Raw genomic sequence first — 14,607 nt, forward strand, 5'->3', positions numbered from 1 at the left:
GGTTTTCATGGAAGTGGATATTGTGGTTGTTGGAGGAGGGCATGCAGGCTTAGAGGCTGCCCTTGTGGGAGCGAAGATGGGCGCGCGTGTGCACATGCTCACCCTTTTAGTGGACAATATGGCTCTAGCTAGCTGTAATCCGGCCATTGGGGGATTGGGCAAAGGACACTTGGTAAAAGAGATTGACGCTTTGGGGGGAGTTATGGGGCTTTTGGCCGATAAAAGCGCGTTACAATGTCGGATACTAAATGCCTCTAAAGGGCCTGCTGTGCGGGGCACGCGCGCTCAAATTGACATGGATATTTACCGTATGGAGGCGCGCAATCTTGCCCTACAAACCCCTAATTTAAGTGTTTCTCAAGAAATGGCAGAAACTCTGTTGCTAGAGGGAGGGGCTGTGGTGGGGGTGCAAACCCATATTGGTAAAATCTATCGCGCCAAAAAGGTTATTCTCACTACGGGCACTTTTTTGCAAGGTTTGGTGCACATTGGCACGCACCAAAGCCAAAACGGGCGTTTTGGCGAAAGCGCTTCTATTGAACTCTCCAAACATTTAAGCGCGTTAGGCTTACAAGTGGGCAGGCTTAAAACGGGCACTTGCCCTAGATTAGCCGGAGCTAGCATTGACTTTAGCCAATTAGAGCCCCACTATGGCGACTCTATCCCTCCCAAATTCAGCCATAAAACCCACAATTTTAACCCAACCCAACTGCCCTGCTATCTGACTTACACCAATCCTAACACCCATGCGATCATAGAGGCTAATTTACACCAAGCTCCCATGTTTAGCGGGCAGATTGAAAGCGTGGGCCCGCGCTATTGCCCTAGCATTGAGGATAAAATTTGCCGTTTTAAAGATAAGGAGCGCCACCAACTTTTTTTAGAACCCCAAACCCGCTCTGCTAGCGAATACTATGTCAATGGCTTAAGCACTTCCCTCCCCTTTGAAATTCAAGAGCAAGTTATACATTCTATCAAGGGACTAGAGAATGCCCAAATTACGCGCTATGGATATGCCATTGAATACGACTTCGTGCAACCTACCCAATTGCAACATACTTTAGAAACTAAAAAGATTCCCAATCTCTATTTGGCTGGGCAAATCAATGGCACTACCGGCTATGAAGAGGCGGCAGCCCAAGGGTTGATGGCCGGTATCAATGCTGCGCTAGGACTAGGGTTAGGAGCGCAAAAAAGCTTTGTGTTGGCGCGCAATGAGGCCTATATCGGGGTGATGATTGATGATTTAGTGTGCAAGGGCACGCAAGAACCCTATCGCATGTTCACTGCGCGTGCGGAATACCGCCTCTTACTCCGAGAGGATAACGCCCGTTTGAGACTAGGCGCGCACGCCCACGCGCTAGGTTTAATGCGTGCTTCAGAGTATCAAGAACTCCAAGCCCAACAAGAACAAATCAATCAAGCCCTGCACACTCTCCAACACACCACAATCACTCCTAATAAACAGACTTTAGAAAAACTCCAAGCCTTAAACCAAACTCCTATTAATGATAAATGTAATGGCGTGTTTTTAGCCGGACGGGATGGCTTTGAGGAGGCGGATCTGCGGGCTTTTTTTGAGTGTTTGCGAAATTTAGATAGCGTGGTGCTCGAACAAGTCAAAATCACATGCAAATACCATAGCTATATTGAAAAACAGAGCGAATCCATCGCCAAAATGCAGAACTTAGGAGAGAGCAAAATTCCCTCAGATTTTAATTTTGAAAAAATCACCGGGCTGGGTTTAGAAGCCATTGAAAAGCTCAGCAAACACCGCCCTCAAACTTTACTAGAGGCTTCCTATATCAGTGGGATCACCCCGGCTAATATCGAGGTTTTGCAACTCTACTTACATCTGCACGCTAAGGCTAAGGGGGTGCTTTCATGAATGTCGTGCAACTGACTCAAAAGCTCATCAGTTACCAAACCATCACTCCAAAAGAGGAAGGGATTTTTGATTGTGTCGGGGCGGTTTTGAGAGACTTTGAAGTGTTGCGCGCCGATCAAAATGGCGTGAGCAATGTCTTTTTTTACAAACGCTTTGGTGATCCTGCCCAAACTCCCCTGCATTTTTGCTTTGCCGGGCATATTGATGTCGTGCCTGTAGGGGCGGGATGGAAGCATGATCCCTTTGAGGGCGTGGTGGAGGATGATATTTTGTATGGGCGCGGAGCACAGGACATGAAAGGAGGAATAGGGGCTTTTTTAAGCGCATTGCACGCCGTGTGTGCTGAGCTTGCAGACAATCCTCCCCCCCTCATTCTCTCTGTTTTGCTCACTAGCGATGAAGAGGGCGCTGCGCGTTTTGGGACTAAATACATGCTCGAGGTCTTGCAAGAAAAAAATCTCTTGCCCCATTATGCCTTAGTCGCTGAACCTACCAGTGCCAAGTTGTTAGGCGATAGCGTTAAAATCGGAAGGCGGGGGTCTATTGGAGGGAAAATCATAGTGCAGGGCATTCCCGGGCATGTTGCCTACCCTAAAACCTCCCTCAATCCTATCAATCTTATCGCTGATAAGCTCAATCTCATCGCCGATGCGCACTTGGATAAAGCCAATGCCCATTTTGAGCCCTCTAGGTTGGTCATTACCTCGCTAAAAAGCATTTCAGACGCAGAGAATGTTACCCCTCAAACCCTAGAAATCTGTTTTAATGTGCGCCATTCCCCCCAAGTTACCCTAGAGGATGTGGCCCATTTCTTAGACGCTATTTTAGAAAAAGTCCCTTGCAGTATAACTTTACAGCAAAATTCTCTGCCCTTTTTGAGTTCTCAAAACTGCGCCTTAGTTGGGCACATTCAAGAGGCTATCACCGCAGTGCTTGAGCGCACGCCTTCGCTCAACACTTATGGAGGCACTAGCGATGCGCGTTTTTTTGCTGCCTGCGGAGTGGAGGTGGTAGAATTTGGTCTGCTCAATAGCCATATCCATTCCATTGATGAATGCGTATCTATTGAAGATTTGAATAATCTTTGTGCGGTCTTTGTAGAATTATTACATCTTATTATTAAGGAAGCGCATGGCAAATAAGCATTTAGTTTTCAGTTCAGATAAAATCGGAGAGGGGGATTTGGGGGCTAAAGTGGCGGTGGGTTTTTTACACAGCCTTGTGGGCGTGTCTAAAGATTTGCTACCCCAAAAGGTCATTTTTTTAAATCGTGGGGTGCTCTTGAGCACACACAACACCCATATAGACAACACCCAAGCCTTGCAGACTTTAGAAAATTTAGAAAAACTAGGGGTAGAAATTCTCTCTTGTCAAACCTGTGTGGAGCATTTTGGCGCAAAGGTCGCCGTGGGCAGACTTACCAACGCCTCTGAAGTGTTGCAATATCTGCTCAGTAGCCAAAATGCTATCTCGTTTTAATGCTCCGAGCTACCTTTAGGGTAACAAAAACGATACCCCCTGCGGCGCACGGTTTCTACAGTGGAGATGCCTAAGGGTTTGTCCATTTTTTGGCGAATCTGATTGATCGCCACTTCGATCACATTAGGAGTTACTAACTCTGGCTCTTCCCAAATGGCATCTAGTAACTGCTCTTTGGAAACGATCTGATCGCGATGGCGGGCTAAATGGGTGAGTACCTCAAAGGGTTTGCCTTTCACCTCAATTTCTTTGCCTTTGTAGATAATCTTTTCCTCATCAGGGTTGATGACTAAGTCCTCAATCTCAATAATGCTTGAACCCCAAAAGCGCAAGCGCGCCTCAATCCTAGCGGCTAACACGCCAAAATCAAAGGGTTTTACGATGAAATCATCCACACCCTCTTTAAAAGCCTTGATTTCCTGTTCGCTAGAGGCTTTGTTAGTGAGCATGATACTTACAATAGTAGGATGTTTGGACTTAGCATAGGGGATGAGATTTAGCCCACTTCCATCGCTGAGCTCCAAACCGACTAAGATCAGATCGTAATTGCGGATACTGATGTAGTATTCCCCATCCTCCAAATTCTCCGCTGTGTCTACCTGAAAACCCTTTTCGCCCAAATAAACACCGATCTGTTTGCTCAAGTGAGCATCGTGTTCCACTAATAAAATGCGCATCAAAATCCTTTGTTGTCAAACTTAAAGAATTATAACATATTTTGCACAATCAGGTTTCGATAGCAATGGCTTCAATGACATCAAAACTTGAAAGATTTGAATGGGGCAGATTCTACCATCTTCACTAAAAACGCGCCTACCAGCGATAACCCAAAGAGGCAGAAAAAATGCGCAGTTGGCCAATATTATTGGATTGATAATAACTTTTGCGGTTACTCTTAAAGGTAAAAGTCCCCCCCCAACCAATATCAAATCCTCTAAAATTATATTTTGCTCCAAAGGCGATCGTGTAGCCATTAGAGTCGGGAATACCAATGGCATCTTGAGGACTGGGGGCTTGATCGTAACTTAGTGCGCCCATTAGGCGTAAGTTTCTGCCCATGTAAGTTGTGCCAATTCTAAAAGTGTTGGTGTCTCTCCAACCCGCCCCCATGTTCATCACACTATTAAAATCTGCAAGCCCTACCATCTTTTTAAGCGTAGAGGAGCTCAAAAACTGCACGGTGCCCCCGATGCCTTGATAGCTGGCATTAGCAAAGTCTGGAGTTACTAAGAATTTATTCCCTTGAGACCAAAAGGTGCGTTCGTACACGCCCTCTACACGCAAATGGTGTTTGAAAAACTCATGGGCATAGGCGATATTAATCACCTGAGGCAGAGAAACATTAATATTCAAACTGCCCTTAGTGAGCACATTGCCTAGACTAGGTCCTAGCTTGGTTAAAGCAGTCAAACTACCTTTCATGTTAAAAGTCGCGCTACTATTATAAACTATGGAAAACATGCCACTATTAAAAATGCGCATGCTTGCAGCAATCTTATAACCCCCGCTCCACGCGCTCCCATTACTCTGTTGCACCACCTGAGAAGTGCCATAGAGATCAGAGATAGCCTCTTGCAACCCACTATTTTTCATCACCATTTTAAGTTGGTTATAGAAAACCTGACATTGTGGGGAGTTTTGATCCATGTCAGCCTTGCAGTTAGTAGCTGCGGTGTCGCCAATGCTGGCAAGTTGTGTGCGCATGCTTGAGGGCACTTGTTGGCTAAAAACATTATTGGGCAAACCCAAAATTTGATCTCCAGTGAGCACAGAAGCTCCGTGCAGAGGGACATAAACGGTGTTATTAAAACTCCCCGTTGCGTATAATCCGCGCGCACTCACGCCCACAGAGAAGCGGTTATTTAGCGTGTAGCTCATGCTAGGGGCAAGCTCCACCATCATAATAAACACATTTTGCAAAAACTCTCCGCCTAAGCCATTCCACTTCATACCCAGCCCAGAGGGAGCGGTAAAACTCCCCCCAAAAGTAAAGCCATTGTGGGTGCGGGTTTTATAAAAAAACTTAGGGAGCACAAAATTGGTCGTGCCTGTCCAACCACGCACGACCTGATTACTGGGCAAAGAGGCCACTGTGGTAACTTTTTGATTGGTAAGATTTTGCAGATTTTGGACAAGTTCCATCACTGTCTTTAATCCACCGTCAACTAGAGTTTTGCCAATTTCTGAGGCCAAACTTCCTAAACCCAAAGCTTGGACAATAGCGAGCATATTTTCCTTAGATTTGTCAATTTTGAGGCTTGTGATGGAATATAGACCTTGATTGGTGCTAGGCACCATAAATTGAAAAGCGGGGATATTGATGACCGTGCTGGTAACCTCAAATTCACTTTGATTTTCGCCCCAATCGTTGTTAAAGCCCATATTAGCGGGGTTATAGTAGCTCGCATCTGCTCCGCGCGCCCCAGCAATATAAGCAGAGCCTAGAGCGGTGCCATTGAGACTTTGTTCAGAAACCTTAAATCCATTAGCTCCTACAGCTATAGGCAGACAAACATAAAAATATCTGAGCCAAAGACGCATTGTTCAAGGGTGGTATTGCTCGATCACCACCGCAATATTTGCACTCATATTTTGAAACAAAATTTTACCCGGTTTGCGTTCGTAATAAACTACCTGTCCATTTTGCACAAAGCGTTGAATGAGATCACCATTGGGTTCAATGCGCTTGCCAACTCCTTTAAAAATATCGTGTCCTAAGACAATGTCATCAAAGAGATTAGCATAACTCACGCTTCCGAACATATCCTTAGCAGCCGTCCATTTGGGGCTACAAGTGCTAGAAAAACAAAGATAGCTTTTCTTGATAGTGATAGTGCCTATTTTTTTGCTCAATTTATATAAAGTAAGTTGGACATTACCCTCTGGGTCATGCCCAATGGTGCCATAATCATAAAAGCGGAAAACGGGCGTGTAAATATAAATAAGTTTGAATTGTTCTAAGGCCTTCTTACGCGCCTCTGCTTCTTGAGCTTTGCGCTGTTGTTCTTGTTCTTGTTTGGAAAGTTTTTTAGGCTTAGGCTTAGAAACTTTTTCGTGTTTAGAGGTTTTCTTAGGTTTAGGTGTCTTGTGTCCACAAGCGGCAAAAAAGAGCCCTAAACTTAGGGCTATGAAGAAAGTTTTAGGAAAGATAGCCATACCCTAGCATTACACAGAAACACTTAGGCGACCTAGCCCCGCCCTGCATTGAATACGCTATACCAAATGCGCCCGTCTAATTTAAGTTCCATACTCACCTGACACAAACCATCTTTATAGATCGTCTCTGTGATCTCGGCATTGCGGATTAGGGCGTTTACTTTAGTTTTAATCACAGAGTTCTGTAAAATCATGTCTTTCACCGTGTCAGTGGCGTTCACTCTGATCCCATACATTTTTTCGCCCAACTGGCGGTAGCCATCCACAATAGCCGCGCGTTTAGCTAAGGCCAAAGCTTGAGAAGGCGAGATAGTGGACTCGGGCGCAACTCCCATACCCACAGCACTCAACTCGATAATATTGGTGGGAGTGAGAACGGGCGTGTTGGGAACCATCGCTGGGGTAGGCGCGCTGTTAGAAATCCCACTTTGTGCCGAGTTATCAAAGCGAGGCTCTGGAGCGGGCGTAGCAGGAGCGGATGCTACGGGAGCAGGATTAGTTACCCCCCTAGGTGAAAAGCCTTGTGGCATAGGAGGACGGCTAGTGCTGTTAAAAGTGGTAGGGGGGTAAATGGGGGCCTGCAAGCCTGTAGCAGAAGGGGGAATAAGTTGCGCCGTCCCTGCTCGCTTAAACCCGCACCCGGCCACCATCAACACTAGGCCTACACATAGAGGTAGGGGGGCAAAACGCCAAGTCTGACCCACACGCACCTTTTGCTTCATCGCTCACCTTTTTTAATGATTTAATCCCCTATTATAACATAAAAATATGATGAAAACATGAACAGGACACAGAGCCTATATTTTGGTGGCATTCTTGAGCACCCATGCGCTATAAGGTCTCCAAAGAATGTAGAGCAATGTAAAGACCCCCAAGAGTCCCTGATACCACAATAAAGGAAGCACAGATAAAAAACCCACACTTCCCTTAGCAAATCCGAGCAAAATGAGCATTTGCGCGCCATAGGGGATCAAGCCTTGAAAAATGCATGAGAAAATATCCAAGATCACTGCGCTCTCGCGCCGATCCACACCAAATTTTACACTAATTCTTTTGGCGATCTCACCCACAATCACAATGGCCACCGTGTTATTTGCGACAGCTAAATCTACCACACTCACTAAGCCTGCCATGCCTACTTTTGCGCTCTTGGGTCCTATGATGAGTTTTTCAATTTTAGAAATGACCCATGCTACCCCCCCCTCACGCGTTACCATAAAGGCAATCCCTCCAGTTAATAAAGAGAGTAAAAAAATCTCCTGCATGCTAGAAAAACCATGATAAATTTCTTTGCCAAAACTTAAGAGTGTGAAATGACCATAGTAGAGTCCAATCGCTCCAGAGAGCAAAATCCCTACAAAAAGAACCAAAAATACATTTAAACCCAACAGGGCCAGCGTTAAAACAAAGAGATAGGGCAAAGTTTTGACAAACTGGAAATCATGAGGGTGCAGAGGCACAACATTAACAGGTCGTCCATAAATGAGGAGTAACGCGATAGTGAACAGACTTGCAGGCAAAGCGATGTAGAGATTGATTTTAAACTTATCTTTCATGGCCACATCTTGAGTGCGTGTGCTAGCAATGGTGGTGTCTGAGATGATGGAGAGATTATCGCCAAACATGGCCCCTCCCATCACGGCGGCTAAAGCTAGTGCTATGGAGAGCCCGCTTTGTTCGGCCAAACCCACCCCAATGGGTCCCAGGGCAACAATTGCGCCCACACTCGTGCCAATCGCCGTAGAAATGAAAGAAGCGATCACAAACAAGCCTGCAGCAAGGTATTCCACGGGAATGTAAGTCAATCCTAAATTCACCGTAGAATCCACACCCCCCATCACTTTACTCACAACAGCAAAAGCCCCGGCCAAGAGATAGACCACACACATGGTCATAATATTCTTATCTCCACAACCAGTCAGAAAGTCATCAAATTTTTGATTAAGATCGCTTTTAAAGAGCAAAAAAGCACTAGCCACCCCCACACTTGCAGCCACGGGCCCGGGGAGTTGGTAAAAACCCATGTTAACCCCCACCAATTCTAAATAGATTCCTGTGCCCAAATAGACAACAATAAAAACAAAGAAAGGAATAAGTCCTAGCGCGCTAGGTTGGGTGTGGTAAGTCTCCTGTTTAAACTCTTGCATGCATGTCCTTTATGTGTAGAATGGGGATAAGAAAAAAAATCGCCCATACACATCAGATCGCTAAGGTGTAAGGAAAAACGCTTAGCTCTCTGTGCCACCACAAAAGACACCATAAAAACCCCTTAAAACAGAAAATTAGAAGTCTTTATTATAGCACAAAACCCTGCAAGAACATAAAAAGACTGAATTAAAAAGAAAAACGCGCCACCGCCCAGTGGCACTCTTAAAAAACTCTAAAAGACAGTTACCAAGACACAGACTTGTTGCTACCCAATTTAGAAATAGGGAATTCTCGACTCCACACCTCTAAACCATTGCCAATGCTAGTCAAAGAGAGGATAAAAATATAGTCAATGCGTTGTTTGCTCGAACTCACTTTAGCATTTCTTTGGATCACTTTTCCACTCAAAGAAAGATCGGGGGCATCTAAAGTGCCTTTCTCTTTGGTAGTTTCTTGGTTAAACTCATCGTTGTTGCGTAATTGGCGCGCCCGATTGATCATCGCATCCTCACTGCCCCCACTCCCTGCAATCGCCTTGGTTACATAGAATTTACCATGAATTTGATCTTTAAGAGTTTGGATTACAAGTTGTGTGAGTTGCTGGGTATCAAAATGTTGCATGGTGTCATTAATCACATCTGAAACTGCAATCACATACTTAGGTTTGCTAAGACCCTGAACATCTGGACTTTGCAACATAGAGGTTACAGCCGTTTTTGCAGCCGCTTCAATGTCATGATAATCTAAGCCTGCTGTCGCATATTTGGCCTGATCTTGAGGAGCAATATAGCTTACATTATTGCCCCCACACCCTGCCAATACCAAGGCACCCACTACGCAACTTGCCCAAACTTTTTTATTTTTTATCATCTTCTTCTGCCTTCTGTTTAATTTGTTCTTTAGGATCTTCCTGAGTTGGATATTTGTGTTTTGGAACAATGCTAGAAGCCGCCAACGCCTGAGAGTCCATCTCCACTAACACATAAGCTCTCTCTTGCGCTACCCACTCGGCTTTGATTCGTGTCCCCCGAAGTTCTACGCTTGCCTTAGAAGAGTCGCTTTTGTGTTTTAAAAGGACAAAATCTGCCAACTTAGAACGCGCCTGCATAGCTGCAAGATTCAAAGCATCATCGCTAGCCCCCTCCAAAATTTCAGACACTCCGCAAGCCAAAACGCTATCTTTATAGACAGCCGCAGGATCAGCACACCGAGTAATCCACTTAGGAGCACCGCTCGCGCACCCCAAAAGGCACAATCCCAAAACCCCCCATACCTTTTTGAGCATTATTGCTTAGGCTTTAATCCTAGTTCCGCACGGATTTTATAAACAATGTCTTGATCTAGGCCAACCAAAACCCACACTCTATCTTTACCGACCCAACGAGCAATTTGCTTAGTTGCCGTGAGCTCGCGATCCACCTTTTCGCTGATCATAGCACTAGTGTTTTTTTCCATCGCTTTGCCACTACTGCTTTTCTGATTTTGCACATCTTTAGTTAATGTAGATTTAAGATTTGTGGCTAAATTAGCCCTCGCTAAGAGTGCAGCCTGTTCTGTAGCGTAACTCACATCCCCTTCTAAAATTTCGGATTCACCTCTTCCTAAGAATGTAGAGCTATATTCTTTGCTGTGCATATTGACATCGTTAAGATCGCCATTAACCCACTTAGGCGCACCTTTAGTTTGAGCACTATATTCTTTGTTGGCCTTGCTCACGCCCGACTCAGGCTCACCGCACCCCGCGATAACCAAAGCGGCTACAATGCTACCTGCCAAAAACGCCCACTTAAGCTTTTGAGAAACCATTTAAACTCCTTGTCAAAGATTCAAAAGACAGTGCGAAGTCTAGCATATTAGACCAATTTTAACTCTTAATCACACTCTAAAAGGGTTTTCTACCACTTTTTTGCGATCCACCACATAGGGAATCAAAGCCATATGCCGCGCACGCTTGATCGCCACCTCTACGCGCTCTTGCCACTTCTTACTATTGCCAGTCAAACGCCTAGGCATAATTTTATAGCGCTCTGAGAGAGAATAGCGGAGTAGTTCGAGATCCTTATAGTCAATAAACTCGATCTTGGCCTCTGTGTATTTGCAATAGCGTTTAGAGTATCTTTTTTTTTCCATAGTTATCCTTTCTTAAAATGGCATGTCATCACTGATATTAATCTCAGGGATTGGCTCTGTCTCCCTTTTGGGCGCAGAGTTGTAATTGTTTGTCAAAGGGGGTTTTTGCTCCCAAGCCCCTCCCCCTTGACTCTCGCGTTTAGAATCCAGCATCACAAGGTTTTCTACCACAATCGCATGCTTGCTTTTCTTGTTGCCTTGCTGATCGCTCCATGTTTCAAATTTTAAACGCCCCTCAATGAGCACCTTAGAACCTCTATGTAGGTACTGACTAGCAATCTCTGCAGTGCGCCCCCATAGCTCCAAATCTATAAAACAAGTTTCCTCACCCCTGCTCCCATCTTGGCGTTTAAAAACATGATTGCTTGCAATCCCTGTTTTGCCCAAAGGGCTTCCACTGGGTAGATGGCGCAACTCCACATCGCGTGTGAAGTGCCCCACTAAGGTAACCTTATTGTACATCGTTCTTGGGAGTTTCTGTGGCCTTAGTGCTCTCAGGGGCCTGTTCTTTAAGGCGTTGTTTGGTTTCTGTGCCGGGTTTTTTCAAGGCGCGATCGACTAAAGTTTGCCAAGCTTTTTGTTCTTTTTTGCTCTCGTATTTGAGAATAATAAATCGGAGAACATCCTCATTAATGCGGTATAACCTCTCTAGCTCCAAGACCGCATGCGCTTGGGCTTTAAAGTAGATTACAAAGTAATAACCGCGCTTCTGTTTTTTGATCTCATAGGCAAGTTGGCGGATTCCCATATCCAAAGTGGCTTCTATCACTCCACCTTGCTTATTAATCGCTTCTTGATAAAAAGCTAATTTTTCCTTAATCTCCTCTTCTACCATCGTAGATTTGAGGATAAACATCGTCTCATAGTGCTTCAAAAAATCTCCTTTTGGTTAACGCCCTTCTGCAACACAGAAGAGCAAGGTCTAAGCCCGCTATCCTAACTAATATAATCTTGTATTTTAATTAAAAAACGCCACCCTGCTTCTGTATCGCCCCGCATACTTTGCACATGCCAATCTCTGATCGCTTCAAAAGTCTCGATAGGAGCTTTGAGCTGAGTGCAGCGTTGGCGCAATTGCGCAGATACAGCGGGCGGAGGGTTAAAGCCCAAAATTTCCTTAGCCTGCACGCCCCCATGCATTTTTAAGTGCATAGCAAATAGTGCGAGTTGGTAGAAATAACGCCCCACAACGCGCGCTAACTCCACTCCATCTAAACCTTCTTGTTGCAAGCGATTTAAGATCGCTAAACTATCCCCCTTGCGCTCAAACAACGCTTCAAAAAGCCTTTCTGCTTCTATAGCCCCCCCTCCATGCATGTGTGTTTGCACATCGGCGGTGTTGATAGGTCGCCCCAAAAGGGCCAATTTGTCAAGTTCTTGGTAAGCCATGCCTATGTCGTTATATTCAAGCAAGAGAGATAACGCCTGAGAATCGACATTCAATTTGAGTGCCTGCGCCCTTTTTTGCAATAATTCCAAAAATTCAGAGGGCTTAGGAGGGAAAAAGCGCACTTCTACAAGCGTTTCCATCAGCTTAGGGTGCTTGAATTGACTGCTAAATTGCTTGCATTCTTGAGTGTAAGTATTTTTGTTAAGAGGATAGAAACCAATAATGAGCGCGCTTTTGGGACAGGTAGCCACAGCTTCTAGCAAGGCGGTAATTTCTTTGCTAGCGGGTTTTTTATCTAACTTTAGTAAGACCACGCTTCCCTCTCCAAAAAGCGAATCTTGGCTTAGGACCTCCAATACTGCTTTAAAATCATAATCGCCAAAGTAATAGCGGTATTGCTCTGCTTGAGCATAGCGTTTTAAAAGTTCACTAACATAGTGATCGATATAAAAAGGTTCGCCATAGAGCAACGCCACGCGGGGCGTAGCCCGCTCCAAATAACTTAAAAACTCTTGGTGATACAACTCACGCCTTAGGCGCGATCATGTTGGCCGGATTGACGAATTTGTCAAAATCTTCTGGCTTGACTAATCCTAGCTCCTCTGCGGATTCTTTGAGGCTGATGTGTTTTTTATGGGCGTTTTTGGCTACTTTCGCGGCGTTTTCATAGCCGATATGAGGATTGAGCGCGGTTACTAACATTAAAGAGTAGTGCAAATAGTGATCAATTTTTTCTTTATTGGGCGTGATTCCCACCGCGCAATGGGCGTTAAAACTCTCCATGCCATCGGCAAGCAACTCCAAGCTTTGCAAGAAATTATAGATGATCACAGGTTTAAAGACATTGAGCTCAAAATTGCCCTGAGAGGCCGCAAAGCCGATTGCTGCGTCATTACCCATCACCTGCACAGCCACCATCGTCAAAGCCTCGCACTGAGTAGGATTGACTTTGCCCGGCATTATGGAGCTCCCCGGTTCATTCTCAGGGATATTGATCTCGCCCAAACCACAGCGCGGACCACTGGCTAGCCATCGAATGTCATTGGCAATTTTCATCAAATTAGCCGCCAAACCTTTAAGCGCACCATGTGCAAAGGTGAGGCCGTCATGGCTAGTGAGTGCGTGGAATTTATTAGGCGCGCTTTTGAAAGTGTAGCCGGTAAGTTGGCTTAACTCGGCGGCGACTTTTTCAGAGAGTTGGGGGTGGGCATTTAGCCCTGTGCCCACCGCTGTGCCCCCGATAGCTAGCTCGCTTAAATGCTCCAAACTCTGCATAATTTGCGCTTTAGAATGCTCCAACATGCTCACATACCCGCTAAATTCCTGCCCTAGAGTTAGGGGAGTGGCGTCTTGCAGATGGGTGCGTCCGATTTTAATAATGTCTTTAAATTCTTGGCTTTTGGCTTGCAAAGTGGCGTGCAGTTTGTCTAGCGCGGGCAAAAGGGTTTTATGCAATTCTAGCACGCTCACAATGTGCATAGCTGTGGGGAAAGTGTCATTAGAGCTTTGGGACATATTCACATGGTCATTGGGGTGGATGAGCTTTTTTTCTCTAAAATTCCCACCTAAAATCTCGGTGGCGCGATTGGCAATCACTTCATTCACATTCATATTAGTCTGTGTCCCACTCCCGGTTTGCCAAATGGCTAAGGGAAACATGTCGGCTAATTGCCCAGCGATCACCTCATCGCAGGCTTGCACGATCGCTTGGGATTTTTGCGTATCCAATTTGCCCAGTTGTGCATTCACCACCGCTACAGAACGCTTTAATTTAGCAAAGGCTCTAATGAGCGCGGGGGGCATTTTTTCTACACCGATTTTAAAGTTCTCAAAACTCCTTTGGGTTTGCGCACCCCAATACTTGCTATCCTCTACCTTCACCTCGCCCATAGTGTCGTGTTCAGTGCGATAAGACATGTTACTCCTTTGGCAATAAGATTAGAAATTTTAACACGCCTAACTTTAATTTCCACAAATGATCCACAGAAACACACTATCATAGTGTCATCTTATTTTGTAAGGAGTTTAGATGAAAAAATGGCATGTGTTGGCGTTAGCGTGCGCCTTGAGTTTGGGGAGCTTACAAGCGTGGGATTTAAAGATCAAGGCTAAAGAGGTGGACACCCTTTTAAAATCCGATCAAAAGCCCGTGAGTGGCAATAACCATTTTACTTTAAGTCCCACTCTCAAGGGCAAACCCCTCAAAGGCGCGCATGTCAAGGTGAAATTTAGCATGCCTGAAATGCCCGGTATGCCCGCCATGCACGAAAACGCCCAAGTGAAAGAAAAAGATGGGGTTTATGATGTCAAAGTTAATCTACCTATGGGGGGTACTTGGCAAATTAAAGTAGATATTAAAACCAAAGAAGGAAAAACCTACAGAGGCAAGGGCAGTATCGATCTATGAAGTTAAGGG

Annotated in this window: 17 protein-coding genes; 4 read left to right on the forward strand and 13 right to left on the reverse strand. The window is 45.2% G+C overall.

Features of this window, described 5'->3' with window-relative positions:
* The first annotated feature begins 7 nt into the window (after nucleotides 1-7).
* Genes mnmG through HFELIS_RS05280 form a run of 3 tightly spaced genes read left to right on the forward strand, consistent with a single transcriptional unit; the run spans nucleotide 8 to nucleotide 3,367 of the window.
* Nucleotides 8-1,888: a tRNA uridine-5-carboxymethylaminomethyl(34) synthesis enzyme MnmG gene (gene mnmG / locus HFELIS_RS05270; RefSeq protein WP_013469505.1), complete on the forward strand. Its 1,881-nt coding sequence runs from the start codon at nucleotides 8-10 to the stop codon at nucleotides 1,886-1,888.
* The gene (dapE, locus tag HFELIS_RS05275; RefSeq protein WP_013469506.1) at nucleotides 1,885-3,030 is read left to right on the forward strand and encodes a succinyl-diaminopimelate desuccinylase; all 1,146 of its coding nucleotides are present in this window, start codon (nucleotides 1,885-1,887) and stop codon (nucleotides 3,028-3,030) included. Before mnmG ends, dapE begins: the two co-directional genes overlap by 4 nt.
* Complete coding sequence (locus HFELIS_RS05280; RefSeq protein WP_013469507.1) at nucleotides 3,020-3,367, forward strand: hypothetical protein; 348 nt, start codon at nucleotides 3,020-3,022, stop codon at nucleotides 3,365-3,367. Before dapE ends, HFELIS_RS05280 begins: the two co-directional genes overlap by 11 nt.
* Here HFELIS_RS05280 and hsrA read toward each other — a convergent pair.
* From hsrA to fumC, 13 genes are all read right to left on the reverse strand, one after another.
* Nucleotides 3,364-4,044 carry a homeostatic response regulator transcription factor HsrA gene (gene hsrA / locus HFELIS_RS05285; protein ID WP_013469508.1) on the reverse strand — a complete coding sequence of 227 codons (681 nt, stop codon included), beginning with the start codon at nucleotides 4,042-4,044 and terminating at the stop codon, nucleotides 3,364-3,366. The two genes, HFELIS_RS05280 and hsrA, sit on opposite strands and share 4 nt — an antisense overlap.
* A gap of 136 nt (nucleotides 4,045-4,180) precedes the next feature.
* The gene (locus tag HFELIS_RS05290; protein WP_013469509.1) at nucleotides 4,181-5,908 is read right to left on the reverse strand and encodes an OmpP1/FadL family transporter; all 1,728 of its coding nucleotides are present in this window, start codon (nucleotides 5,906-5,908) and stop codon (nucleotides 4,181-4,183) included.
* Between the two features lie 3 nt (nucleotides 5,909-5,911).
* Nucleotides 5,912-6,523: an HP0838 family lipoprotein gene (locus HFELIS_RS05295; protein WP_013469510.1), complete on the reverse strand. Its 612-nt coding sequence runs from the start codon at nucleotides 6,521-6,523 to the stop codon at nucleotides 5,912-5,914.
* A gap of 32 nt (nucleotides 6,524-6,555) precedes the next feature.
* Entirely contained in the window at nucleotides 6,556-7,173 is a 618-nt protein-coding gene (locus tag HFELIS_RS05300) for an LPP20 family lipoprotein (RefSeq protein WP_041303256.1), read from the reverse strand.
* Between the two features lie 147 nt (nucleotides 7,174-7,320).
* A complete protein-coding gene (locus HFELIS_RS05305; protein ID WP_013469512.1) occupies nucleotides 7,321-8,670 on the reverse strand; it encodes a Na+/H+ antiporter NhaC family protein in 1,350 nt (449 codons plus the stop codon).
* A gap of 244 nt (nucleotides 8,671-8,914) precedes the next feature.
* Nucleotides 8,915-9,541: a penicillin-binding protein activator LpoB gene (gene lpoB / locus HFELIS_RS05310; protein ID WP_013469513.1), complete on the reverse strand. Its 627-nt coding sequence runs from the start codon at nucleotides 9,539-9,541 to the stop codon at nucleotides 8,915-8,917.
* Nucleotides 9,528-9,932: a hypothetical protein gene (locus tag HFELIS_RS05315; RefSeq protein WP_148229941.1), complete on the reverse strand. Its 405-nt coding sequence runs from the start codon at nucleotides 9,930-9,932 to the stop codon at nucleotides 9,528-9,530. The genes lpoB and HFELIS_RS05315 overlap by 14 nt, the downstream gene beginning before the upstream one ends.
* Nucleotides 9,933-9,955: 23 nt before the next feature.
* Nucleotides 9,956-10,477 (reverse strand): LPP20 family lipoprotein, encoded by a 522-nt coding sequence (locus HFELIS_RS05320; RefSeq protein WP_013469515.1) that lies wholly within the window; start codon nucleotides 10,475-10,477, stop codon nucleotides 9,956-9,958.
* Nucleotides 10,478-10,546: 69 nt separating this feature from the next.
* Complete coding sequence (rpsR, locus tag HFELIS_RS05325; protein WP_013469516.1) at nucleotides 10,547-10,801, reverse strand: 30S ribosomal protein S18; 255 nt, start codon at nucleotides 10,799-10,801, stop codon at nucleotides 10,547-10,549.
* Nucleotides 10,802-10,813: 12 nt separating this feature from the next.
* Nucleotides 10,814-11,263 (reverse strand): single-stranded DNA-binding protein, encoded by a 450-nt coding sequence (ssb, locus tag HFELIS_RS05330; protein WP_013469517.1) that lies wholly within the window; start codon nucleotides 11,261-11,263, stop codon nucleotides 10,814-10,816.
* Entirely contained in the window at nucleotides 11,253-11,675 is a 423-nt protein-coding gene (gene rpsF / locus HFELIS_RS05335) for a 30S ribosomal protein S6 (protein ID WP_013469518.1), read from the reverse strand. The genes ssb and rpsF overlap by 11 nt, the downstream gene beginning before the upstream one ends.
* Nucleotides 11,676-11,737: 62 nt before the next feature.
* Entirely contained in the window at nucleotides 11,738-12,715 is a 978-nt protein-coding gene (holA, locus tag HFELIS_RS05340) for a DNA polymerase III subunit delta (protein WP_013469519.1), read from the reverse strand.
* 1 nt (nucleotide 12,716) lies between these two features.
* Nucleotides 12,717-14,108 carry a class II fumarate hydratase gene (fumC, locus tag HFELIS_RS05345; RefSeq protein ID WP_013469520.1) on the reverse strand — a complete coding sequence of 464 codons (1,392 nt, stop codon included), beginning with the start codon at nucleotides 14,106-14,108 and terminating at the stop codon, nucleotides 12,717-12,719.
* Between the two features lie 112 nt (nucleotides 14,109-14,220).
* Here fumC and HFELIS_RS05350 point away from each other — a divergent pair, with 112 nt between their 5' ends.
* Nucleotides 14,221-14,598 carry a FixH family protein gene (locus tag HFELIS_RS05350; protein ID WP_013469521.1) on the forward strand — a complete coding sequence of 126 codons (378 nt, stop codon included), beginning with the start codon at nucleotides 14,221-14,223 and terminating at the stop codon, nucleotides 14,596-14,598.
* Nucleotides 14,599-14,607: the final 9 nt, after the last annotated feature.

This window comes from Helicobacter felis ATCC 49179 (assembly GCF_000200595.1).
Lineage (GTDB): Bacteria > Campylobacterota > Campylobacteria > Campylobacterales > Helicobacteraceae > Helicobacter > Helicobacter felis.

What these genes read in the sequence shown, in the direction of transcription:
- mnmG (WP_013469505.1), top strand. Translation starts at nt 8, where the DNA reads ATGGAAGTGGATATTGTGGTTGTTGGAGGAGGGCATGCAGGCTTAGAG.
- dapE (WP_013469506.1), top strand. Translation starts at nt 1,885, where the DNA reads ATGAATGTCGTGCAACTGACTCAAAAGCTCATCAGTTACCAAACCATC.
- HFELIS_RS05280 (WP_013469507.1), top strand. Translation starts at nt 3,020, where the DNA reads ATGGCAAATAAGCATTTAGTTTTCAGTTCAGATAAAATCGGAGAGGGG.
- hsrA (WP_013469508.1), bottom strand. Translation starts at nt 4,044, where the DNA reads ATGCGCATTTTATTAGTGGAACACGATGCTCACTTGAGCAAACAGATC.
- HFELIS_RS05290 (WP_013469509.1), bottom strand. Translation starts at nt 5,908, where the DNA reads ATGCGTCTTTGGCTCAGATATTTTTATGTTTGTCTGCCTATAGCTGTA.
- HFELIS_RS05295 (WP_013469510.1), bottom strand. Translation starts at nt 6,523, where the DNA reads ATGGCTATCTTTCCTAAAACTTTCTTCATAGCCCTAAGTTTAGGGCTC.
- HFELIS_RS05300 (WP_041303256.1), bottom strand. Translation starts at nt 7,173, where the DNA reads ATGGTGGCCGGGTGCGGGTTTAAGCGAGCAGGGACGGCGCAACTTATT.
- HFELIS_RS05305 (WP_013469512.1), bottom strand. Translation starts at nt 8,670, where the DNA reads ATGCAAGAGTTTAAACAGGAGACTTACCACACCCAACCTAGCGCGCTA.
- lpoB (WP_013469513.1), bottom strand. Translation starts at nt 9,541, where the DNA reads ATGATAAAAAATAAAAAAGTTTGGGCAAGTTGCGTAGTGGGTGCCTTG.
- HFELIS_RS05320 (WP_013469515.1), bottom strand. Translation starts at nt 10,477, where the DNA reads ATGGTTTCTCAAAAGCTTAAGTGGGCGTTTTTGGCAGGTAGCATTGTA.
- rpsR (WP_013469516.1), bottom strand. Translation starts at nt 10,801, where the DNA reads ATGGAAAAAAAAAGATACTCTAAACGCTATTGCAAATACACAGAGGCC.
- ssb (WP_013469517.1), bottom strand. Translation starts at nt 11,263, where the DNA reads ATGTACAATAAGGTTACCTTAGTGGGGCACTTCACACGCGATGTGGAG.
- fumC (WP_013469520.1), bottom strand. Translation starts at nt 14,108, where the DNA reads ATGTCTTATCGCACTGAACACGACACTATGGGCGAGGTGAAGGTAGAG.
- HFELIS_RS05350 (WP_013469521.1), top strand. Translation starts at nt 14,221, where the DNA reads ATGAAAAAATGGCATGTGTTGGCGTTAGCGTGCGCCTTGAGTTTGGGG.